The following is a 22,515-nucleotide window of genomic DNA, read 5'->3' as shown; positions in this document are numbered from 1 at the left end:
CCCCGGGCCGTCCCCGGACTCACACCGCTCCCGCGCCCGTCAGCGCCCGTACCTCCGTCTCCGCGTGCTTCGCCTCATCCGGCGGCTCCGTCGATGTGACCGTACCGATCCAGCCCGCCAGGAAGCCGAGCGGAATGGAGACCAGGCCCGGGTTCTGCAGCGGGAAGACATAGAAGTCCACTCCCGGGAACAGCGCTTCCGGGCTGCCCGAGACGACCGGCGAGAACACCACGAGCAGCACGGCAGGAACAAGCCCTCCGTACACCGCCCAGACCGCCCCGCGCGTGGTGAAGTTCCGCCAGAACAGCGAGTAGAGCAGTACGGGCAGATTGGCCGAGGCGGCGACCGCGAAGGCCAGGCCCACCAGGAACGCGACATTCAGGTCGCGGGCGAGCAGGCCGAGCGCGATCGCGGCTACGCCGATCCCCGCGGCCGCGACCCGCGCGACGGCAACCTCGCTGTGCTGTTTGGCATGGCGGCGCTTGAGCGAGGCGTACAGATCGTGCGCGACGGAGGCCGATGAGGCGAGCGTGACCCCGGCGACGACGGCGAGGATGGTCGCGAAGGCAACGGCCGCGACCACCGCGAAGAGAACCGTTCCGCCCGTGGACCCCGCGCCTCCGCCGAGGTCCAGCGCCAGCAGCGGGACCGCGGTGTTCCCGGCCGCGTTCGACTTGCGTACCTCGTCGGAGCCAAGCACGGCGGCCGCGCCGAAGCCGAGCACGATCGTCATCAGATAGAAGCTGCCGATGAGCCCGATCGACCAGACGACCGAGCGGCGGGCAGCCCGCGCGGTCGGCACGGTGTAGAAGCGCGACAGGATGTGCGGCAGACCCGCCGTGCCCAGGACGAGCGCCAGGCCGAGGCTGACGAAGTCGAGGCGTGCGGTCCAGCCCCCGCCGTACTTGAGGCCGGGTGCGAGGAAGTCCCTGCCGTGGCCGCTTCGTTCGGCCGCGGAGTTGAGAAGCTGGTTGAAGTCGCCGTGGAAGCGCGCGAGGACGAGGACGGTCATCGCGATCGCGCCCGCCATCAGCAGCACGGCCTTCACGATCTGGATCCAGGTGGTGGCTCGCATCCCTCCCAACGACACATAGATGACCATCAGTGCACCCACGCCGATGACGGTCCACGAGCGCGCGGCTTCACTCGTACCGCCCAGCAGCAGCGCGACGAGGCTGCCGGCCCCCACCATCTGCGCCACCAGATAGAGAACGGACACGGTGACCGAAGAAGTTCCCGCCGCGATGCGCACGGGGCGCTCGCTCATCCTGGATGCGACGACGTCCGCGAGCGTGAACCGGCCGCAGTTGCGGACAAGTTCAGCCACCAGCAGAAGGACGACCAGCCAGGCGACCAGGAAGCCGACGGAGTAGAGCATTCCGTCGTAGCCGTAGAGCGCGATGAGCCCGGAGATACCGAGGAAGGAGGCGGCGGACATGTAGTCACCGGCAATGGCGAAGCCGTTCTCCAGGGGCGAGAACAGCCGCCCGCCCGCGTAGAACTCCTCGGCCGAACCACGCCTGTTGCGACTCACCCAGGTGGTGATGCCGAGTGTGACCGCGATGAAGGCGCTGAACAGCAGCAGCGCCAGGGTCTGGTGGTGGCCGCTCACCGCACGACCCCCCGTGTCAACTCCTGTGTGTCCCAGCGCAGATCGAGCGCCGCCCGGTCCCGGTGCAGGCGCGCATGCCGTGCGTACGCCCAGGTCAGCAGGAAGGTCGTGAGGAACTGCCCGAGCCCGGCGACCATCGCCACATTTACCGCACCCGCCACCGGCCTTGCCATCAGCTCCGCTGCGGTGGTCGCTGCGACGACGTACGCCAAGTACCAGGTGAGAAACGCGAGGACGGCAGGGACGGCAAACCTGCGGTAACGGCTGCGCACCTCCTGGAAGGCGGCGCTCCGCTGCACTTCCAGATAGATGTCGGCGGCGCTCGATCCACGCTCCGGTACCGCGGGTCCGGGCGCCGCAACGGGCGCGGGGGCGCCCGTGCCGTCCAACTCCCCCCAGCCGGAGGCCAGGGCGTCGTACCACGGGTCGTCGAGCCGTACCTCCGCGGCGTCCCGCCCTTCAGGCTTCTCCACCGATCAGCTCCCCTTGGTCAGCGAACCGTTTCGGCCGCGTGCACAAGGATGGACAGAGCGGGAAGATCCCGGACTCTTCTCCCGCCGGTCTTCACCCCATTAGGTGATGCTCGACCCAGGTGGCCGCGCAAGACCTTCCCGATAGGCGTACCGCACCGCCTGAGCGCGGTCGTGGATACCGGTCTTCGCGAAGAGATTGTTGATGTGAGTCTTCACGGTGGCCGTGGAAATGTGCAGCCTGCGCGCGATGTCGACGTTGGTGAGGCCCTCCGCGATCAGGGTCAGCACCTCGCCCTCGCGCGCGGTCAGCCCGTCGGGCAGCCTCCGCCCGGACGGTTCGGGCGCGGACGTGACCTGCTCGAGCAGCCGCTGCTGGACGACCGCTGAGAGCCCGGCGCGACCTGCCATGACGTCCTGAATGGCCCGTACGATCTCGTCGCCGCCGGCGTCTTTCGTGAGATAGCCGCGCGCCCCCGCCCGCAGCGCGGGGAACAGCGAGTCGTCGTCGGCATAGGTGGTGAGCACGACGATCTGGGTGCCCGGGTGTTCGCTGCGGATGCGGCGGGTCGCCTCGACGCCGTCGCAACGGGGCATCCGCAGATCCATCAGGGCCACATCGGGGGCGAGTTCGGCGACGAGAGCGACCGCCTCCTCGCCGTCCTTGGCCGAGCCGACGACCTCGATGCCGGGCAGCAGCCCCAAGAGCATCACAATGCCCTCGCGCACCACGGCCTGGTCGTCGACGACGATCACTCTGGCGTTCTGCGTTGTCATGCCGGCACCCGCAGCCGCACTACGAAGCCCTCTCCCTCGGGTCCTGCTTCCAGGGTGCCGCCGAGCAGTTCGGCCCGTTCGCGCATCCCCAGCAGACCGTACCCGGAGCCGGACGCCCCGAGCTCACCACCGTGCGCACCGGCGCCCGAGTCCCGTACTTCCAGGGCCACTTCACCCTTCTCGTAGGCGAGCAGCATGCGCACCTTGGCGCCGGGCGCGTGCTTGCGCGCATTCGTCAGGGCCTCCTGGGCCACCCGCCGTACCGCCTGCGAGGCCTCGGCCGTCAGCGGCCGCCGCTCCCCTGCCACCTCGGTCTCCGCTCCGTCCGCGGCAGCGAGCTCGCGCAGATAGTCCTCTACGGGAGCCATCTCGCCGCGCAGCGCCGAGAGCGCCTGCCGGGTCTCGGCGAGGCCCTCGCGGGCCATCACCCGGGCCGCCACCACCCGTTCCAGGATCTGTTCCCGGAACGGCCCCTGCGGTCCGCGCTCGATCTGGATCCGGGCCGCTTCCAGATGAACGAGCTGAGCGGAGAGGCTGTGCGCGAGGACGTCGTGGATCTCCCGTGCGATACGGGCCCGTTCGGCGAGGGCGACGGACGTGGCCTCGGCCTCGCGAGCGGCCCGTTCCTGGGCGAGCAGCCGGAATCCGGCACCCCGTGCCTGGGCATCGAGCCGCAGTGAGTATCCGCCGAGCAGCACCGCTGCGATCGTGAAGTAGGCCCCGAACTCGCTGTCGTCGGCCAGCGCGAATCCGATGGACATCACCGCCGCGGTACCCAGGCCGGCGAAGAGCGGGAGGCGCTCCATCGCCATGACGGAGGCCGAGATCCACAGCACCATCGCGGGAACCGCGGCCCCGGCGATGTACGCCGCCGCTCCGACGGCCGCGAGGGCGGCGACCAGTCCGAGCGAGGGTCCCAGCCGGTTGGCGAGGGTCGTCCGGTGAAAGCCGAAGACCGCGGCTGCGCAGCAGAGAAGACCCAGGGGCGGGAACACCGCGCCCAGGCCGTGGAAGACCTCCGAGTCGTACGCGCTGTACACGGCCCATGCCGCAAGACCGGCCAGCACCGCGATGTCGAGGGCGATACGGACGCGCGGTACGCCGAGACGGGACAGTGCTTCCCGCGTCGGCCACACGGTCAACTTGCTGCTGCGCACGCCAGATCCTCCTCCGTCGCCCCCGATGCTACGAAGGAGGAGCCGGACCCGGGATCGGCTCAGGGGTGGAGCCACGGGCTCCACCCCTGGGTGGGCGGGCCGTCGTCAGGCGTCGATCCGCGAGCGGTCCAGCGTCGCCGCGGATCTGGTGATGAACTCCTTGCGGGGCGCGACCTCATTGCCCATGAGCAGGTCGAAGACCTGCTCGGAGGACTCCAGGTCGCCGATGTTGATCCGGCGCAGGGTTCGGTGACGCGGATCCATGGTGGTCTCCGCGAGCTGGTCGGCATCCATTTCGCCGAGGCCCTTGTAGCGCTGGATGGAGTCCTTGAAGCGGACCCCCTTGCGCTGGAACTCCAGCAGGGTCTGGCGCAGTTCGCTGTCGGAGTAGGTGTACACGTACTTGTCCTGGCCCTTCTTGGGCTGGACCAGCTCGATACGGTGCAGCGGCGGCACCGCGGCGAAGACCCGGCCCGCCTCCACCATCGGCCGCATATAGCGCTGGAAGAGCGTGAGCAGCAGACAGCGGATATGGGCGCCGTCGACATCGGCGTCGACAAGCAGGACGATCTTGCCGTAGCGCGCGGCGTCGATGTCGAAGGTCCGGCCCGATCCCGCTCCTATGACCTGGATGATCGCGCCGCACTCGGCGTTCTTGAGCATGTCCGAGACGGACGATTTCTGTACGTTGAGGATCTTGCCGCGGATCGGGAGCAGCGCCTGGAATTCGCTGTTCCGGGCGAGCTTGGCGGTGCCGAGCGCGGAGTCTCCCTCGACGATGAAGAGCTCACTGCGCTCCACGTCGTCGCTGCGGCAGTCGGCGAGCTTGGCGGGCAGCGAGGAGGTCTCCAGCGCCGTCTTCCGGCGCTGCGCCTCCTTGTGCTGGCGGGCGGCGATGCGGGTGCGGGCCGCGGCCACGGCCTTCTCCAGCACCGCGCGGGCCTGCGCCTTGGCGTCCCGCTTGGTGGAGGTCAGGAAGGCCTTGAGTTCCTTGGCGACGACATTGGCCACGATCCTGTTGGCCGCCGAGGTGCCGAGGACTTCCTTGGTCTGACCCTCGAACTGCGGCTCGGCCAGCCGGACCGTGACCACCGCGGTGAGGCCCTCCAGGGCGTCGTCCTTGACGATGTCGTCCTCGGCGACGCGCAGCAGCTTGGCGGAGCGCAGTACCTCGTTCATCGTCTTGGTGACGGAGCGCTCGAAGCCGGTCACATGGGTGCCGCCCTTGGGGGTGGCGATGATGTTGACGAACGACTTCACGGCGGTGTCGTAGCCCGTGCCCCAGCGCAGGGCGATGTCGACGGCGAGCTCCCGGGTGACCTCGGTGGGGGTCATATGGCCGCGGTCGTCGAGGACCGGCACGGTCTCCTTGAAGGTGCCCTGTCCGGTCAGCCGCAGCACGTCGCAGACGGCCTTGTCCTGGGCGAGGTACTCGCAGAACTCGCTGATGCCGCCGTCGAAGCGGAAGGTCTCCTCGCTCTTGCCCTCTCCTTCCAGGTCCCGCTCGTCGCGGACGACGATGGTCAGGCCGGGGACCAGGAAAGCGGTCTGGCGGGCGCGCTGGTGGAGGTGCTCCAGGGAGAGCTTGGCGTCCTTCAGGAAGATCTGCCGGTCCGCCCAGTACCGCACGCGCGTGCCGGTACGGGTCTTGGGGACGCGCTTGCCCTTGAGCAGGCCGTTCGCCGGGTCGAAGGGAGCGTCCGGGCCCGACTCGGTGAAGATGCCGGGGACCCCGCGCCGGAAGCTGATCATGTGCGTCGCGCTGTTGCGGTCGACCTCGACGTCCAGGCGTGCCGAGAGGGCATTGACGACGGACGCGCCCACGCCGTGCAGACCGCCTGACGCCGCGTACGAACCACCGCCGAACTTGCCGCCGGCGTGCAGCTTGGTCATCACGACCTCGACGCCGGAGAGGCCGGTCTTGGGCTCCTTGTCGATGGGGATGCCCCGGCCGTTGTCCTTGACCTCGACGGACCCGTCCTCGTGGAGGATCACGTCGATGTGGTCGCAGTGGCCCCCCAGGGCCTCGTCGACGGAATTGTCGATGATTTCCCAGAGGCAGTGCATCAGGCCGCGGCTGTCGGTGGACCCGATGTACATTCCGGGGCGCTTGCGGACCGCCTCGAGCCCCTCGAGTACGAGCAGGTGCCGCGCGGTGTAATTGGACCCGTCACGGTCTGCGGTCAGTACCGCACTGGACGGCACGGACGTTTCGGCGGTCACGCGGTTCGCTCCTCGCTGAATTTGAGATGTGGCCCGGTGGGGTAAAGGCCCGGCGTCGGTCGCCGGTCAGAGCGTACCGAGGCCTGGTAGAGCCGATGTAACGCCACCCTCGTGATTTCTCATGCTAGTCCAGTCTCGTATAGGTGTTCGATCCCTCGATGGAGTGACGTGCACATCACGTTCCCTTCCAGGCATGAACCATTTAGGCTCCGGGCACGTCCTCATGAACAACCGGCAACCCAGCCGGGAGGGCCAAACGAGACAAGCAACGCGAAATCCGTAGAGCGAAGCAATACGGCTCATTCGCCGCCAACCGGCAGCAGACAGCCACCTTGACAAGAAGTTTCGAGGAAAAGCCACGAGCGGGAACGTTTTCGGCCTGGTTGGATGTTGACCCTGGTACGACAGCTCGTCGAGCTAGAGAAGAGGCGACGTGACTACTGTTCTGACCCCCGCGAGCCCCCTGACGGCCGCAGACCGCTGCGACCGCTGCGGCGCCCAGGCGTACCTGCGCGTCGTCCTGACCAGCGGCGGTGAGCTGCTCTTCTGTGCCCACCACGGGCGCAAGTTCGAGCCGGAACTCAAGAAGATCGCCGCGGAAATACAGGATGAGACCGACCGACTCACGGCCGTCCCGGCCGCCGCCGGTGAAGAGGAACACTGACACCTCGCATCCCACGACGAGCCAAGGCCGGTCCCGGACCGGCCAACGGGCGGCCGCCCCTGAATACCAGGGGCGGCCGCCCGCTCTCATACCGTGACCGCGACAGCGGCCCGATGCCGTGCCGGCCTCAGTCCGTCGGCAATGCCACCGCCGAGATCCGTGTGTACACCCCGGGGCTGCCGGCCAGCCCGCAGCCGCTCCCCCAGGAGACCAGGCCGATGAGCATCCCGCGGGCCACCAGCGGCCCTCCGCTGTCCCCCTGACAGGCGTCCCGGCCGCCGCCGGTGTCTCCTGCGCACAGCATCGTGGCAGCCACGTAGCGCCCGCCCAGTCCCCCCGGATAGGCCTGTCCGCACGTCTGGTCCGAGAGCACGCTCACCTGCGCGGCCCGGAGCGAGGAGGAGTAGCTGCCGTCGCCTCTCGTATCGCCCCAGCCGTAGACGGTGGCGCTCGTGCCCGGCTCGTACGCCGGATCACCGGCGCCCGCCAAGCGGATCACCTGCGATGCGGGCAGCGCCTCGGCCAGCGTCACCAGCGCCATGTCCGAACTGTTGGTCAGCGGGTTGTACTGCGGCGCGACCCAGCTGTCGCTCACCGCGATCTCCCGGCCTTCGACGCCCGTCAGCTCAGAGCGCCCGGAGATGACCCGCAGATCCCGGACCTCCCTCACGTCCTGGCCGAGCACGGTCCGGCTCAGACAGTGGGCGGCGGTCATCACCTTCGTCGGCGCCACCACCACGCCGCCGCAGAATTGACCCGCGCGCGTTCCCCCGAACCGGTCACGGCTGGCGAGTGCGACGACCCAGGGGGCCTCGATGGTGGTGACCGGATCGCCGCCGACGACCACACTGTCGGCACCGGCGGGGACGGGCGATACCAAGGGCGCCACAGCCGCCGCGGCGACAAGCGACAGCGCCCCGGTCAGGGCTCGGGCGAGGGAACGACGCATACGGCCTCCTGACTCTGCGTTGAAGTAATTCCACCCAGAGTCAGCCACCTCACACCCGCCCGCACCCGCGACATGGCGAAGGGCCCGGTCCCCTGACGGGATCCGGGCCCTTCGGCGTACTTCTACGACCGGTTGCGTACCACCGCGACCTAGTCGAGGTAGTCGCGCAGCACCTGCGAACGCGACGGGTGGCGCAGCTTCGACATGGTCTTGGACTCGATCTGACGGATGCGCTCGCGCGTCACGCCGTAGACCTTGCCGATCTCGTCCAGGGTCTTCGGCTGGCCGTCGGTGAGACCGAAGCGCATGGAGACAACGCCCGCCTCACGCTCGGACAGGGTGTCGAGCACCGAGTGCAGCTGCTCCTGCAGAAGCGTGAAGCTGACCGCGTCGGCCGGCACGACCGCCTCGGAGTCCTCGATCAGGTCACCGAACTCGCTGTCGCCGTCCTCGCCGAGGGGGGTGTGCAGCGAAATCGGCTCGCGGCCGTACTTCTGGACCTCGATGACCTTCTCGGGGGTCATGTCGAGTTCCTTGGCCAGCTCCTCCGGGGTGGGCTCGCGGCCCAGGTCCTGGAGCATCTGGCGCTGCACGCGCGCGAGCTTGTTGATGACCTCGACCATGTGCACCGGGATACGGATGGTGCGGGCCTGGTCGGCCATGGCGCGGGTGATCGCCTGACGGATCCACCAGGTGGCATACGTGGAGAACTTGTAGCCCTTGGTGTAGTCGAACTTCTCGACCGCACGGATCAGACCGAGGTTGCCCTCCTGGATCAGGTCCAGGAAGAGCATGCCGCGGCCGGTGTAGCGCTTGGCCAGCGAGACGACCAGGCGGAGGTTGGCCTCCAGCAGGTGGTTCTTGGCGCGGCGGCCGTCCTCGGCGATGATCTCCAGCTCGCGCTTCAGCTTCGGCGCGAGCTTGTCGGAGTTCGCCAGCTTGTCCTCGGCGAACAGACCGGCCTCGATGCGCTTGGCGAGCTCGACCTCCTGCTCGGCGTTGAGGAGGGGAACCTTGCCGATCTGCTTGAGGTAGTCCTTGACCGGGTCGGCGGTGGCACCGGCGACGGCGACCTGCTGGGCGGGCGCGTCGTCCTCGTCGTCGTCGGAGAGGACGAAGCCCTTGCTCTCGCCCTCGGCCTCTTCCTCTTCGCCCTTGCCACCGGGCTGGACCTCATCGAGCAGCTCTTCGCCCTCGGTGGCCTCGTCGGTGTCCTTCTTGCCCGTGGTCTTCTTGGCCACGGTCTTCTTGGCGGCGGTCTTCTTGGCCACCGTCTTCTTGGCCGCTGTCTTCTTGGCGGCCGCCTTCTTGGCAGGCGCGGTTGCCGTGACCTCTTCGTCGGCCTGGACGTCGACGGTCTCGGCCGTCGGCGCCGCGGTGGCCGCGACGGTCTTGGCCGTGGCGGTCTTGGCCGCGACGGTCTTGGTGGCGGTGCGCTTTGCCGGGCTCTTCGCTGCGACGCTCTTGCGGGCGCGCTTCGGCGACTCCGCGGCACTGACCATCAGCGTCACACCCTCTTCCTCGAGGATCTGGTTGAGGCTGCGCAGAACATTCTTCCACTGGGTTGGCGGAATTTGGTCAGCCTCGAAGGCCCGACGCACGTCATCGCCGGCGATCTGCCCATCAGCCTTTCCCCGCTCGATGAGCGCCATCACAGACTCGGACTCGGCGATCTCCGGCGGGAGCGTACGGGATGTGCTGGCCGACACGAACAACCTCTCGGAACGATGGAAACGGCTTCCGGCCCCGCCCATGATCGGGCCGGAGCCGACGACCACCAGGCTGCGGATGTGCCGGTGGCGCGGGGCTGAGCCTCGGAATTGCACAGCGCCCTGAATGGCGGCTGTATTCCCTCTTCGGCTGTCACCTCTTAGGTCATCGCACTGTTTCGAGGAGTGTTACGCCCAATCCACGTGGCCCGAGTCACACCTCATTTAAGACGAATCGGTCAAATGGGGGCGTTCACTACACAATCGTGTCGCCGGATCCCGTGGAATCCGGCGACACACGATGCGTACGCCTCCGTACTTCCTGACCGCGTCCCGCGCCGCGCTCAGTGCTCGCGCGGCGCGGGGACGACTCGCTCCACTTCCGGGTGAACGGTGAGCAGTTGGCGCATGGCCGATTCCGCGGCGTGCGCGTCGCCGGTCGCGAGTGCGTCGGCGATCCGCGCGTGATGGGCCAGAGAAGCCTCGGTAGCGCGGTCACAGCCGGTGACCGGGCCGCCGGAGACCTGGAGGGCCGCGGAGACGATCCCGGAGAGGTGCTCCAGCATCCGGTTGCCCGCGAGCTGGATGAGGAGGGAGTGGAACTCGGCGTCCGCCCGGGAGAAGGTGATTCCGTCACCCTGAGTGAGGGCATGGTTCATGATCTCAACCATGTCGGCGAGCCGCTGCTGGACGTCCTCACGGCCGTGCCCCGCGGCGAGGCGGGCGGCGAGCGGCTCGATGGTCCAGCGCAGCTCGCTCAGCTCCCGGCGCTGGTCGTCACGCTGCGGACCGAACGCGCGCCACTCGATGATGTCGGGGTCCAGCAGGTTCCAGTCGCTGACCGGACGGACCCGGGTGCCGACATTGGGGCGGGCACTGACCAGGCCCTTGGCCTCGAGGACGCGCAGCGACTCCCGCACGACGGTGCGGGAGACCTCGAAGCGCTGGCCGATCTCCTCCGGGACGAGCGGGCGATCGGCGCCCAGGTCCCCCGAGACGATCATCTGGCCGAGCTGCTGGACGAGTTGGCCGTGCAGTCCGCGGCCCCGGCTGCCTGCCGCGCGGCGGCCGACCCGGCCCAACTCGGCGTCAGCGCCTTCCCAGGAGGGTGGGCCGACGCGGTCGGCGCCGTGCGCCTCCGCGTAGGGGTATCGGTCGAGTTCGCCCGGGCCGGCGAGGCCGGACTCGGCGGGGCGGGCGGCGGTCATCATGGTGTGCGCAAGGGTACTCACGCATCCTTTGTCGGCGTGGCTCCGGCGGCCCTTGAGGTCTTTGGTGAAAAGCACACGAAAGGGTGATCGGCGCTGGCCTCGCAATTGACGCCTTATCGGAAGGAAACGGGCGCTCTCAAGGGAGTTGTGAACAGATCGCCGAGTCCCGGTCGATCATGATCACCAACGGGCGCTGCGGCGAAGGCCCGTGAACAGATATGCACAGATCAGGGCCGACAACGACAACATCAGTGCCGCGCCGACGGGTTGGGCCAGCAGATGCACCCCCGCCATCAGCCAGTCGTCGGCCTGTTGCGGCAGCCACACCCAGGTCAGTTCACGCAGCCTGCCGGGAAGCCCGGCGATCGAACGAACGGACGGAGCGATCAGCGCCTTTTGCACGAGAGGGGCGATGAGGACCGGTACGGCGAGCACGGCGGCCACTCCGGCGGCGGTGACCCTGAACACTCCTGCTCCGAGCAGCCCGGCCCAGGCACATCCGACCGCGAGAGCGCTCCAACTGGCCATCAGGGCAGGCCAGTTCTGCGGTACGGGGACCGCATCGCTTCCGTACGCGAGTCGGAGCGTCTGGAAGTCGGCCACTGCCACGAGGAGCGCGATCAGCAGGGCGGCCGCCGCAGTCACCGCAAGCTTGGCAAGGAGGAGGCCGAGGCGGCGGGGCACGGTGCCGCGGGCGGCGGCGAGGGCGGGGTAGCGGAACTCCTCGCCGAAGGAGAGCGCCCCCAGCAGTCCGGCACCGAAGGCGGCGGGCGGCAGCGGAAAGAACTCGGGCCAGGCGGTGAGCAGCGCCGGGAGCGGGGTTCCGCCGGTGCGGCCGAGCAGGACGCACAGCGCGGCTGAGGAGACGAGGACGGCACCCAGAACGAACAGGGCCGTACGGACACCGAGGAGGCGGCGGAGTTCGTAGCGCAAGGGCCTGAGGGGGCTGCGGACGGGGCGCGGCAGGGGGGAGGACTGAGGGGGAACGGGGGGACGGGCGGCTTGTGGGGGATTCGGCGGGTGCGGGGCCTGCTCGGCCGGCGGGGGCCCCTCCTGGGTGGCGGGTGCGGGTGGCGGTTGGAGCGCTGCTGCGGCGGCGCCCGCGGGCGCAGGGGTCGGCTCGGAGCCATGAGCGGGGTCAGGTTCGGGGCCTGCGTCTCCCACCTCGTCGGACAGCCGGTGGACGAGTACGCCGTGCCGGAAGGCCGTTTCGCCGATCTCGGCGCAGTTGCTGCCGTAGACGGACAGCAGGCTGCCGCTCTCGGTGACGACCTCGACGGAGCGCTGGGCGGCGCGCGCCTCGCGGGCGACGACGGCGGCCAGGCGGGCGGCCTGCGGGGTACGGACGGCGACGCGGGGGCGGAGCCTGGTGCGGGAGAAGGCGGCCGCGTCCTGGTCGGCCACTAGGCGCCCCGCGTCGAGGGTGACGACCCGGTCGGCGAGGCGGGCGGCTTCCTTGGGGTCACTGGTGGTGCACAGGACGGTGCCCCCATGGGCGGCGTGAGCGCGCAGCAGGCCGTACATCCAGCTGTTCTCCTGGGGCGAGAGCCCCTTCGTGGGCTCGTCGAGGATCAGCGTCTGCGGATCCCCGAGCAGGGCGGAGGCGAGCCCGAGCCTGCGGTCCATGCCGAGCGAGAGCGTGCCGAGGCGCTCACCGCCGAGGCCCGCCAGACCGACGGCCTCCAGCATCTCGTCGGCGCGGGAAGCGGGAACTCCGGCGGCGGCGCAGAGCATACGGAGCTGCCCCCGAGCCGTCCGCGCCGGATGACCGGGTACGTCGCCGAGGAGCACACCGACCTCACTGGCTGGGTGGGCAATGCGGTGGAGAGGGTTCCCCCGGAAGTACGTGACGCCCCGGCCGGCCTCGAGTTGAAGCATCAGACGCAATGCCGTCGTCTTGCCGGAACCGGCCGCGCCGAGGAGGGCAGTAACGAGGCCCTGCCGGGCCTCGAACGTGACATCGTCGACGGCGGGCCGCTGGGCTCGGCGGTGGGCGCTGGTCAGTCCGATGGCCTGGAGCATCGCTTCTCTCGCGGAAGTTGAGACCGCTCGGCGGCAGGTCGGGTACCGCAGCAAGATAACGCGACATTTAGGACTTTTAGCGCAACGGCCAGGCCGGGTGTCAGACTTCCGGACGCAGCATCGGGGGGTTCAGCACGGTGGCGCCGCCCGCCCGGAACAGCTGCGCCGGACGGCCGCCCTGACGGGTGGTGGTCCCTCCCGCGGGCACCAGGAAGCCCGGAGTGCCGGTCACCTTGCGGTGGAAGTTCCGGGGGTCGAGCGCAACGCCCCACACCGCCTCGTACACCCGTCGCAGCTCGCCGACCGTGAACTCCGGCGGGCAGAACGCGGTGGCGAGCGAGGAGTACTCGATCTTGGAACGGGCCCGCTCCACCCCGTCCGCCAGAATCCGCGCATGGTCGAAAGCGAGCGAGGCGGCCTGATCGTCCTCGCGTCCGAACCCGTTCTCCTGGCCCAGGAGGTCCTCGACCGGGGCCCAGCGCGCGCTGTTGGCGTCACCGCCCGCGCGCGGCGCAGGAAGGTCGGGCGCGAGCACCAGATGAGCCACGCTGACCACGCGCATGCGGGGGTCACGCTTGGGGTCTCCGTAGGTGGCCAGCTGCTCGAGATGCGCGCCGTTCCCGGGTGCCGGGGAGGAGGGGTCGTCCGCGCACAGTCCGGTCTCCTCGGCGAGCTCACGCGCCGCAGCCGCCGCCAGATCCTCGTCGCCCCTGACGAAGCCGCCGGGCAGCGCCCACCGGCCCTGGAACGGCGGCTCTCCGCGGCGTACCACCAGCGCGCAGAGCGCATGACGACGCACGGTGAGCACGACCAGGTCGACGGTGACAGCAAAGGGGGGATAGGCCGACGGGTCGTAGGGAGACATGCCGTGATCATAGTCGTCTGCCTGACGATAAACACTCCCTTCGCCACGTGCGGCGACTGTTTCTTCATCCACTCCCCCGCCCCACTCACCCGCCCGCCTGACAACCCCAACTGGAGGCCGTCGGCGGCATCCTCGACCGCCCCGGGGCCGAGCCTGATGATCCGTACGGCGAAGGACTCCAGGGATTGGGCGGCACGGGGTCGTACGACTTCGCCACGCCGGTGAAGGGCGGCACGGGCGCCAGGTCACGGCCGTCCGTCACCTCCCGCTCCTCGTACCGCGCTCCCCGCTGCGCCTGCTCCCCCGGGCCCGGTCGGCCGACGCCGACGTCGCGGGGCGTGGTCCCGCAGGCGGAAGAGCCTTCTTGCCCAGGGGTGGCCGAATCCTCCGTGGCCGCGGGCCGGACCGGCCCTTCCGTCGCCCGTCGTCACCTCGCCCGCCATCCCCTCGCGCTCCCTCGTCCGGCCAGCCGCTGCCCGAGGGCGCCCGGGAGCTGCCGGCCGCGCGCAGACAGCTGCGCACCGTCTCAGGATCCAGGCCCTGGTTGCAGGCCTCATGCAGCAGGCGGGCGAAGAGGTAGTCCGAGTCGACCCGCAGCGCCCGTCCGAGGGCGACCCTCGCTGCGGGTTCGTCGCCGGTGGACCAGGCGACCCATCCGGCCAGGGTGAGCGGTGCGGCGGCATGCTCGCAGTAGGGCCCGACACAACGGCGGGCAAGCGCCCGCCACAGGCGCAGCGCCGGAGGAGCGTCGGGCCCCTCCATCCATTCCGCGGCCCGGTCCCGGGTGTCCCGGTCCTGGATGCCGAGGATCACGGCAGCGGCTTCGTCGTGAGTGATGAGCCGGTCGTCCGCGACGTCCGTCTCGGCCCAGCCACTGGATCGCGGTGATTCGTCGATGCGCTTCATCAGCCGTCGGGCCAGCGCGAGGGTCTCGGCAGCGACCTGCTCACGCCCCTCTTCGTCCAGGATCCTCGGCACCAGCGTGGCGCCCGCGGTGTCCAGTGCCTTCTCCTGGTCGGCAGCGGGCGGAGTGGTCAGGGGCGCGAGCCGCCCCTCCATCTCCCGCAGGGATCCACGCACTTGAATCCCCGCGTAGGCGGCCGCCGCCGCCATGACCGAAGTGCCGGGCAGCGCAAGGGCGCTGCCTTCGGGTGGACAGCAACGGGCGTCGGGGCAGCAGTAGGACCAGAAACGGCCGTCGGAGATACAGAGAGCCTCGTACACCGGCACCTCGAGGGTGCCGCAGGCGGTCCTGAGTCTTTGCGCGAGCGGGCGCAGCCGCTCCATCACCCGGCGGCTCGTCTCACCCTCGGCCGGGTCCTGGCAGAGGAAGACGACAATGCCGTCGGGCCGGGAGCCACGGCGTTCACTGCCCTCGATCAGACATTCCGCGAGCTGCTCCGCCACGGGCGACCACTCGCCAGGCAAGCTCGGAATGCCGAGCCTCAGCCGACCGCCGAAGCGGCCGCGGTTGCCGTGCAGGGCGACGAGCACGATCGAATCGTTCGGATGGAACCCCATCAGGTACGGCAGAGCGTCGGCCAGTTCGGCGGGTCCGCGCAGGGTGATCTGCTGCTCGTCGGCGGGACCGGTGGTTTCGTGGTGCTTGTTCATGGCACGACGGTCCCGCGGCGGCCCCGACCTCCGCGACCCCTGTGGATAACGTTATCCACAGGCCGACGGCCTCGTTCGCGCTTTGTCGGTGCCATCAGGTTGCATGGGGGCATGACCAACGCAGACCTCGACCTCGCGAACCTCCGCGCCTCAGCCGACTCCGTACTCGCCCGCCTCGTCTCGGACACCACGGGCACCGCCCGGCTGCGTGAGGACCAGTGGCGGGCGATTGAGGCGCTCGTCGCCTACAAGCGCCGGGCTCTGGTCGTGCAGCGGACGGGCTGGGGCAAGTCCGCGGTGTATTTCGTCGCGACCTCGCTGCTGCGCGAGCGCGGCAGCGGTCCTACCGTGATCGTCTCCCCCCTGCTCGCGCTCATGCGCAACCAGGTCGAGGCGGCGGCGCGAGCCGGTATCCGCGCCCGGACCATCAACTCCTCCAATACCGAGGAGTGGGACACGGTCCAGGACGAGGTGGCCGCCGGAGAGGTGGATGTGCTGCTGGTCAGTCCCGAGCGGCTCAACAACCCCGATTTCCGGGATCAGGTGCTTCCCAAGCTCGCAGCCGCGACCGGGCTTCTGGTCGTGGACGAGGCGCACTGCATCTCCGACTGGGGCCATGACTTCCGGCCCGACTACCGGCGGCTGCGCACCATGCTCGCGGATCTGCCGGCCGGGGTCCCGGTGCTCGCCACCACCGCCACCGCCAATGCGCGCGTGACCGCGGACGTCGCCGAGCAATTGGGCACCGGGGCGGGCACCGACGCCCTCGTGCTGCGCGGCGCGCTGGACCGGGAGAGTCTCAGCCTCAGTGTGCTCCAGCTCCCCGATGCCGCGACCCGCCTGGCCTGGCTGGCCGATCACCTCGGTGAGCTGCCGGGTTCGGGAATCATCTACACGCTCACGGTCGCGGCGGCCGAGGAGGTCACGGCGTATCTGCGGCAGTGCGGTCACACCGTGGCCTCGTACACCGGCCGCACGGAGAACGCCGACCGGCTGCAGGCCGAGGAGGATCTGCTGGCCAACCGCGTCAAGGCCCTGGTCGCCACGTCCGCCCTGGGCATGGGCTTCGACAAGCCCGATCTCGGATTCGTCGTGCACCTGGGCTCGCCCTCCTCGCCCATCGCGTACTACCAGCAGGTGGGCCGCGCGGGCCGCGGTGTGAAGCACGCGGAGGTCCTTCTGCTGCCGGGCCGGGAGGACGAGGCGATCTGGCAGTACTTCGCCTCGGTGGCCTTTCCGCCCGAGGAGCTGGTGCGACGTACCCTCGGCGTGCTTGCCGAGGCGGGCAGGCCGCTGTCCCTGCCCGCGCTGGAGCCGCTGGTCGAGCTGCGGCGTACGCGACTTGAGACCATGCTCAAGGTCCTGGACGTGGACGGCGCGGTGCGCCGGGTGAAGGGCGGATGGACCACCACCGGCCTGCCTTGGTCGTACGACTCCGAGCGCTATGCGTGGGTCGCCCGGCAGCGCGAGTCCGAGCAGCAGGCGATGCGCGACTACGCACGGTCGACGGGCTGCCGTATGGAGTTCTTGCGGCGGCAGCTTGACGACGAGGAAGCGGTGCCCTGCGGGCGCTGCGACAACTGCTCGGGTGCCCGCTTCAGCGACAAGGTCACCGATGCGGCCCTTGACACCGCGCGCGGGGAGCTGGGCAGGCCGGGCGTGGACGTGGAGCCCCGCAAGATGTGGCCGACCGGGCTTGCGGCGGTGGGCATCAGCCTGAAGGGCCGTATCCCCGAAACGGAGCAGTCCTTCACGGGCAGGGCGCTGGGGCGGCTCTCCGACATCGGCTGGGGCAACCGGCTCCGGCCGATGCTCGCACTACATGCGCCGGACGGACCGGTGCCGGACGATGTCGTCACGGCCGTGGTGACCGTGCTCGCCGACTGGGCCAGGGGCCCCGGCGGATGGGCATCCGGCGCAGCGGACGCACCGGCACGGCCGGTGGGTGTCGTCACTGTCGCCTCGCACAGCAGGCCCCAGCTGGTCGGCTCCCTCGGCGCCCGGATCGCCGAAGTGGGCCGGATGCCGCTCCTGGGGACAGTCGAGTACGCGCCGGAAACAGTGGACGCGCGGATCTCACGCACCAACAGCGCCCAGCGAGTGCGCGGCCTGCACGAGGCGTTCGCCGTACCGCCCCGATTGGCAGAGGCGCTGGCCGAAGCCGACGGACCTGTCCTCCTGATCGACGATCTTTCGGACAGCGGCTGGACCCTCGCCGTGACGGCGCGGTTGCTGCGCCGGACCGGCGCGAAGGGGGTGTTTCCGCTGGTCCTTGCCGTTCAGGCATGACAAGAGGGGTCAGAGAGGCTCCGGATGGGCAGGATCGGTGAAGGAATATGAGCCTCATACCCGCCGATTCCCGCCGGTGACGCCAAATTGCTCGTTGCCGCATGACCACGCGCCAGCAAGAATTGGAGCGCTCCCCGCGGGCCCGTTCGCGGCCCTGAAGGGCTGTGCCGCGGTGCGCCCGCACCCGTCCCCGCCCGCACTGTGGGCGCGTATGCGAAGGGAGGAACGTGACCTTCGGATTCGCTCCGTCCGCAGCCACTTCGTTCAGCACGTCGGCGAATTCCGCCAGCCGCCTGGCCAGGATGCTCGAACCGGCCGAGTGGGCGGCAGCGGGGATACCCCTGCTGCGCAACCCCCGCGAGGTGGTCAGCGGGCTGCACACCCGGCACCGGCCGATGCCGGCGACCGCGGTTGTCGCCGTGCTCGACCACGAGGAACGGATCGCCGCCAGCGCGTCGTTCGCCCGGCGCTCCGCCCCTGTGGACGGCTGGGAGTTCCGCAACGTACTGCTGGCCCATCTGCGCAGGGTCATCCCGCACGATCTGCGTCGGCGCACGCCCGTGCGCACCGCCGTACTGCTCTACTGCCGCGAGGGCGACGAGCGCTGGACGGAGGAGGACGGGGCGTGGATGTGGGGGCTGCGGGACGCGTGCACGCTGCATGGGCTGCGCTGCGGGGCGTACATCACGCTGACGCGCGGCGGCTGGCAGGTGCTCGGTGAGGGCCGGGGCGGCCGGCGGCCCAGCTCCCTGTCGTCGCCCGGCGATCTCTCCGACGCCGGGGCCGACGCCGAACTGCTGCCGCTGCGTACCGCGAGCGGCGCGGCCGAGGCCCTGCGCCGCACAGCCGCCCGCTGAAGGACCACCGGGCCGCCGAATGGGAGCCGGTGGTGCCACTTTCCGGTTGCCCGCCTTGTGGGCAACCGGACGACCGACCGGCCGCTCGGCACAGGCCGAGTGATCCGCCAGGACCGTGCGATCGCCGAAGACCGCGCGGTCTCAGCGGGCCTTGCGGTCCGTGAACACCCCGCGGTCCAGGAGACCGTACGGCTCAGACGCCCGTCCCCAGCACGGTGTTGATGCGCTGGGGGTCGCCGCACACGATCAGCAGAGCGGTCGCCTTCGCCAGGGCCGCGGGCAGTGCGCGGGCGGCATCGTCGTCGGCGCCTCCGTTGATCGCGACGACCACCACGGGACGGGCCGAGGCCCGGCCCACCGCAGCGGCGTCCGCGTAGAAGACGTCGTCACGGGCATCGTGCTGGGCCCAGTAGGCGGCCTCGCCGAAGGACAGTTCGTGCGCCGCCCACGGGTGTTGTTCACCGGTGGTGAGCACCAGGACGTCGGCCGGGGCGCGACCGGAGTCGAGCAGCAGGTCGACGGCCTCGTCGGCGGCGTCGAGCGCGCCGTCGGCCGGGGCGGGGATCAGCTGGATCTGAGGAACTGACGGCTTGGTCGGCCGGGGAGCCTGGGGCTGCCCGGCGGAGGTGGCGGATGTATGCGTACGCGGCGGGGCGGGCCTGGCCGGACCGGGGCCCGGGTGTCCGGGACGCGGCGAGGCCGCGGAACGCGGACCGGGTACGGGACGGGGGGTCGGCGCGGTGCGGCCTGCGGCCGGAGTAGCGCGGGGACCCTGGGCACTCTCGTGAATCTGAGGCTCCTCGGGGATGAGAGGCATGAGTGGATGTCTATCAAATGCCGACGCGGAAGGCATCGGCGGGTGGGCACATGGGTGCGACTGCCCTGACGGCAGGGCCGGTTCAGAATTCGAAGCCGAGCTGGCCCCCGCTTTCCAGTTCGGCCGCCTCGGCGGAGAGGCGCACCTTCTTGAGGTGCCGCCACTGGGGCAGCGCGTCGAGATAGGCCCACGAAAGCCGGTGGTAGGGCGTGGGCCCCAGCACCGCGAGGGCAGCCTTGTGCACGGGCGAGGGGTAGCCGGCGTTGGCGTCGAAGCCGAAATCGGCGAACTCGCTGCGCAGTTCGGCCATCATCGCGTCCCTGTGCACCTTGGCGATCACGGAGGCAGCGGCGACCGCTACGCAGGACTGGTCCCCCTTGATGACCGTACGGACCTTCCACGGCGAACCGAGGTAGTCGTGCTTGCCGTCGAGGATGACGGCGTCCGGCCGGACCGGGAGCGCGTCCAGCGCACGGACGGCAGCCAGCCGCAGCGCCGCAGTCATCCCCAGTTCGTCGATCTCCTCCGGCGAGGCGTGTCCCAGGGCGTGCGCCGTGACCCACTGCTCCAGCAACCCGGCCAGCTCCGTACGACGCTTCGGGCTGATCAGCTTGGAATCGGTGAGACCTGCGGGGGGTCGGCGCAGTCCGGTGATCGCGGCGCACACCGTGACGGGACCGGCCCACGCCCCGCGTCCGACCTCGTCGACACCAGCGACGATCTTGGCGCCGGTGGTGGCTCTGATCGAGCGCTCGACTGTGTGGGTGGGGGGTTCGTACGGCATGGCGCCAGCAAGGTTACGCCGCCGCACCCCACCCGCGACAACCGGATTGCACGTGCCGCCTCCGCGTCACTGCAGTCACCCGCTCCGCGTCACCGCGCTCACCGGTTCCGCCTCGGCGATCAGCCGTTGTGAGGACGCAGCAACGGCACCATCACCTGATCGATCATCTTGGAGATGTCTTCGTCGGGCCATTCGCTTCCGCACACCTTCGAGCGGTACATCATCAGGCCCGGAATCACATCGAAGACCAGATCACCGATGGCATCAGCACGTACGTCGCCCCGTGCGACCCCGCGGTGCACCACCTTACGGAACAGCTGGTTGGACGGTTCGACGAGCTGGCGCACGATCACTGCGTGGAAGCGCTCCGCCGTGGAGCTGTCGCACTCGTGAAGCACAGAACGCAGAGCGAAGCCCGACCTGGAGTACATCGCGTCGCGCACGCGACGGCAGAGCTGGAAGAGGTCCTCGCGGATGCTGCCGTGATCGGCGGCCTCGTCCAGAGTCGGCAGCCCTGCCTGCAGGGCGTCCGCGACAAGGTCCTCCTTCGACGGCCAGCGCCGGTAGACGGCCGCCTTGCCCGTCTGGGCCCTTGCGGCGACGCCTTCCATGGTGAGCCCGCTCCAGCCGACCGTACTCAGCTGTTCCAGAGCGGCCTCGATGATCGCGCGTTCCAGCACGGGTCCTCGGCGGCGCAGCGAGACCGGGGGTGTCTCGGTGGCGCCGGTGCAGCGCGAATTGCCCATCTTCATCTCTCCGTTGGGGACAGGAGTTCAGTGAACGCTTGCGTTCACTGAAGGGGATTCTCTACGGTATACGCGACAGTGAACGGCTACGTTCACTAACTCACTTGTGGGGGACCATAGTGACAACCTCTCAGTTGACAGCTCAAGCCAAGCCGGGAGCCGCCCGCAGACAGGGACGCCCCGGGATCGCCCTCGCCGTTATCGCGGCCCTGCAGCTCATGGTGGTCCTCGACACGACGATTGTGAATATCGCCCTCCCGCACATCCAAGGGGCGCTCGAGTTCACCACGACCCAGCTCTCCTGGGTGGTCAATGCCTACACCCTCACCTTCGGCGGACTGCTGCTCCTCGGGGGCCGGGCTGGCGACATTCTCGGCCGGCGGCGGGTGTTCGTCTTCGGCGTGCTGCTCTTCACCTTCGCCTCGCTGCTGTGCGGTGTGGCGCAGGAGCCCTGGCAGATGCTCGCGGCCCGCGCGCTCCAAGGTGTCGGCGGCGCCATCGCCTCACCCACGGCGCTCGCGCTCATCACGACGACCTTCCGCGAAGGCCCCGAGCGCAACCGCGCGTTCGGCATCTTCGCGGCGGTCTCGGCCAGTGGCGCGGCCATCGGCCTGCTCGCAGGCGGCATGCTCACCGAGTGGCTGAACTGGCGCTGGGTGTTCTATGTCAACCTGCCGATCGGCATCCTGATAGCCGTCCTCGCACCGATGTTCATCAACGAGTCCGAAAGGCACTCCGGCCGGTTCGACATCGCGGGCGCCTTCACCTCGACCGCGGGAATGGCATCACTCGTCTACGGCTTTGTCCGGGCCGCCGAGGACGGCTGGAGCGACCGGCTCACCCTCGGCGCGTTCGGGGCGTCGGTCGTGCTGCTCACGGCGTTCGTACTGATCGAGCGGCGGGCGAAGGACCCGATCACTCCACTGCGGATGTTCGCCGACCGCAACCGTTCAGGCACGTATCTGATCATGATGAGCCTCGCCGCGGCGATGTTCGGCATGTTCTTCTTCATCGTCCTGTTCGTGCAGAACGTGCTGGACTACAGCCCGATCACCTCCGGTCTGGCATTCCTGCCGGTCACGGTGATGATCGTGACCGCCGCCGGTATCTCGTCCAAGCTGCTGCCGGTGCTCGGGCCCAAGCCCTTCCTGGCCGCGGGTGCGGTGCTCACCGGCAGCGGAATGGCGTGGCTGACAGTGCTGGACCCGGGCAGCTCATATCTGGGCGGGGTACTGGGGCCGATGCTGCTCTTCGGATTCGGTATGGGTCTGGTCTTCGTGACGGCGACGCTCACGGCGGTCTCCGGCGTCGCTCAGCACGAGTCGGGTGCGGCCTCCAGTCTGCTCAACGCCACGCAGATGGTGGGTGGTTCCCTGGGACTGTCGATTCTCATGACCGTCTTCAGCACCGCCAGCCGCGAGGAGGCGGATCGTCAGATCCCGCTCTTCCTCGCGGATGCGACAGCGGCCCAGAAGGAAGCTTTCGCCAAGACGCACGAGCTGCCGCCGCCGTGGGGGCACCAGGTGCTCGCGGAAGGCATCGCGACGGCGTTCTGGGCAGGAGTCGGACTGGTCGGACTCGCGGTGCTGACCGCGGTGTTCGTCATCCGGGTACGCAAGAGCGACCTGGAAGCGCTCAGCGGGGCGGCGGGCGCGGGCGGCGGCCACCCGGCATAGGGGCCGCCTCGCAGAGCCGGGGTGCGGGCCGTACATGGGGGTACGGCCCGTACCTCACGTGAGCCGGGTCATT

18 protein-coding genes are annotated in these 22,515 nt (G+C 69.7%); 4 read left to right on the top strand and 14 right to left on the bottom strand.

Features of this window, described 5'->3' with window-relative positions; translation table 11 throughout:
• Positions 1-19 precede the first annotated feature (19 nt).
• The 5 genes from OOK40_RS33610 to OOK40_RS33590 form a co-directional block, all read right to left on the bottom strand.
• Positions 20-1,612: a cation acetate symporter gene (locus OOK40_RS33610; protein WP_266489198.1), complete on the bottom strand. Its 1,593-nt coding sequence runs from the start codon at positions 1,610-1,612 to the stop codon at positions 20-22.
• On the bottom strand, positions 1,609-2,085 hold the full coding sequence (locus OOK40_RS33605) for a DUF485 domain-containing protein (protein ID WP_266489196.1): 477 nt from the start codon (positions 2,083-2,085) through the stop codon (positions 1,609-1,611). The genes OOK40_RS33610 and OOK40_RS33605 overlap by 4 nt, the downstream gene beginning before the upstream one ends.
• A 99-nt stretch (positions 2,086-2,184) precedes the next feature.
• Positions 2,185-2,859, bottom strand: coding sequence for a response regulator transcription factor (locus OOK40_RS33600; protein ID WP_266489195.1), 675 nt, complete (start codon positions 2,857-2,859; stop codon positions 2,185-2,187).
• Complete coding sequence (locus OOK40_RS33595) at positions 2,856-4,016, bottom strand: sensor histidine kinase (RefSeq protein ID WP_266489194.1); 1,161 nt, start codon at positions 4,014-4,016, stop codon at positions 2,856-2,858. Before OOK40_RS33595 ends, OOK40_RS33600 begins: the two co-directional genes overlap by 4 nt.
• Before the next feature lie 105 nt (positions 4,017-4,121).
• Complete coding sequence (locus tag OOK40_RS33590) at positions 4,122-6,239, bottom strand: type IIA DNA topoisomerase subunit B (RefSeq protein WP_266489193.1); 2,118 nt, start codon at positions 6,237-6,239, stop codon at positions 4,122-4,124.
• A 433-nt stretch (positions 6,240-6,672) separates the two neighbouring features.
• Here OOK40_RS33590 and OOK40_RS33585 point away from each other — a divergent pair, with 433 nt between their 5' ends.
• Positions 6,673-6,903: a hypothetical protein gene (locus OOK40_RS33585; RefSeq protein WP_142213264.1), complete on the top strand. Its 231-nt coding sequence runs from the start codon at positions 6,673-6,675 to the stop codon at positions 6,901-6,903.
• 127 nt (positions 6,904-7,030) lie between these two features.
• Here OOK40_RS33585 and OOK40_RS33580 read toward each other — a convergent pair whose 3' ends face one another.
• From OOK40_RS33580 to OOK40_RS33555, 6 genes are all read right to left on the bottom strand, one after another.
• Complete coding sequence (locus tag OOK40_RS33580) at positions 7,031-7,852, bottom strand: serine protease (RefSeq protein WP_266489192.1); 822 nt, start codon at positions 7,850-7,852, stop codon at positions 7,031-7,033.
• Positions 7,853-8,001: 149 nt separating this feature from the next.
• Entirely contained in the window at positions 8,002-9,561 is a 1,560-nt protein-coding gene (locus OOK40_RS33575; RefSeq protein WP_266489189.1) for an RNA polymerase sigma factor, read from the bottom strand.
• A gap of 344 nt (positions 9,562-9,905) precedes the next feature.
• Positions 9,906-10,793: a FadR/GntR family transcriptional regulator gene (locus OOK40_RS33570; RefSeq protein WP_266489188.1), complete on the bottom strand. Its 888-nt coding sequence runs from the start codon at positions 10,791-10,793 to the stop codon at positions 9,906-9,908.
• Positions 10,794-10,952: 159 nt separating this feature from the next.
• On the bottom strand, positions 10,953-12,794 hold the full coding sequence (locus tag OOK40_RS33565; RefSeq protein ID WP_266489186.1) for an ATP-binding cassette domain-containing protein: 1,842 nt from the start codon (positions 12,792-12,794) through the stop codon (positions 10,953-10,955).
• 100 nt (positions 12,795-12,894) lie between these two features.
• Positions 12,895-13,659 (bottom strand): NUDIX domain-containing protein, encoded by a 765-nt coding sequence (locus OOK40_RS33560; RefSeq protein ID WP_266489183.1) that lies wholly within the window; start codon positions 13,657-13,659, stop codon positions 12,895-12,897.
• A 258-nt stretch (positions 13,660-13,917) separates the two neighbouring features.
• Positions 13,918-15,273 carry a DUF4192 domain-containing protein gene (locus OOK40_RS33555; protein WP_266489182.1) on the bottom strand — a complete coding sequence of 452 codons (1,356 nt, stop codon included), beginning with the start codon at positions 15,271-15,273 and terminating at the stop codon, positions 13,918-13,920.
• 111 nt (positions 15,274-15,384) lie between these two features.
• On the opposite strand from OOK40_RS33555, the gene OOK40_RS33550 reads away from it, so the two are divergent.
• Both OOK40_RS33550 and OOK40_RS33545 read left to right on the top strand, forming a co-directional pair.
• The gene (locus OOK40_RS33550) at positions 15,385-17,562 is read left to right on the top strand and encodes a RecQ family ATP-dependent DNA helicase (protein WP_266489176.1); all 2,178 of its coding nucleotides are present in this window, start codon (positions 15,385-15,387) and stop codon (positions 17,560-17,562) included.
• Positions 17,563-17,789: 227 nt separating this feature from the next.
• A complete protein-coding gene (locus tag OOK40_RS33545) occupies positions 17,790-18,419 on the top strand; it encodes a hypothetical protein (protein ID WP_266489173.1) in 630 nt (209 codons plus the stop codon).
• A gap of 193 nt (positions 18,420-18,612) precedes the next feature.
• Here OOK40_RS33545 and OOK40_RS33540 read toward each other — a convergent pair whose 3' ends face one another.
• The 3 genes from OOK40_RS33540 to OOK40_RS33530 all read right to left on the bottom strand — a co-directional run bounded on the left by OOK40_RS33540 (position 18,613) and on the right by OOK40_RS33530 (position 20,766).
• Positions 18,613-19,236 (bottom strand): hypothetical protein, encoded by a 624-nt coding sequence (locus tag OOK40_RS33540; protein WP_266489171.1) that lies wholly within the window; start codon positions 19,234-19,236, stop codon positions 18,613-18,615.
• Positions 19,237-19,318: 82 nt separating this feature from the next.
• Positions 19,319-20,020: a ribonuclease HII gene (locus OOK40_RS33535; protein WP_266489170.1), complete on the bottom strand. Its 702-nt coding sequence runs from the start codon at positions 20,018-20,020 to the stop codon at positions 19,319-19,321.
• A 119-nt stretch (positions 20,021-20,139) separates the two neighbouring features.
• Positions 20,140-20,766, bottom strand: coding sequence for a TetR/AcrR family transcriptional regulator (locus OOK40_RS33530; protein WP_266489168.1), 627 nt, complete (start codon positions 20,764-20,766; stop codon positions 20,140-20,142).
• A 119-nt stretch (positions 20,767-20,885) separates the two neighbouring features.
• Here OOK40_RS33530 and OOK40_RS33525 point away from each other — a divergent pair, with 119 nt between their 5' ends.
• Complete coding sequence (locus OOK40_RS33525) at positions 20,886-22,442, top strand: MFS transporter (protein ID WP_266489166.1); 1,557 nt, start codon at positions 20,886-20,888, stop codon at positions 22,440-22,442.
• Positions 22,443-22,515 lie beyond the last annotated feature (73 nt).

This window comes from Streptomyces sp. NBC_01481 (assembly GCF_026339995.1).
GTDB lineage: Bacteria > Actinomycetota > Actinomycetes > Streptomycetales > Streptomycetaceae > Streptomyces.
Note: the sequence above shows the minus strand (reverse complement) of the source record. Positions and strands in the feature narration are given on the sequence as shown.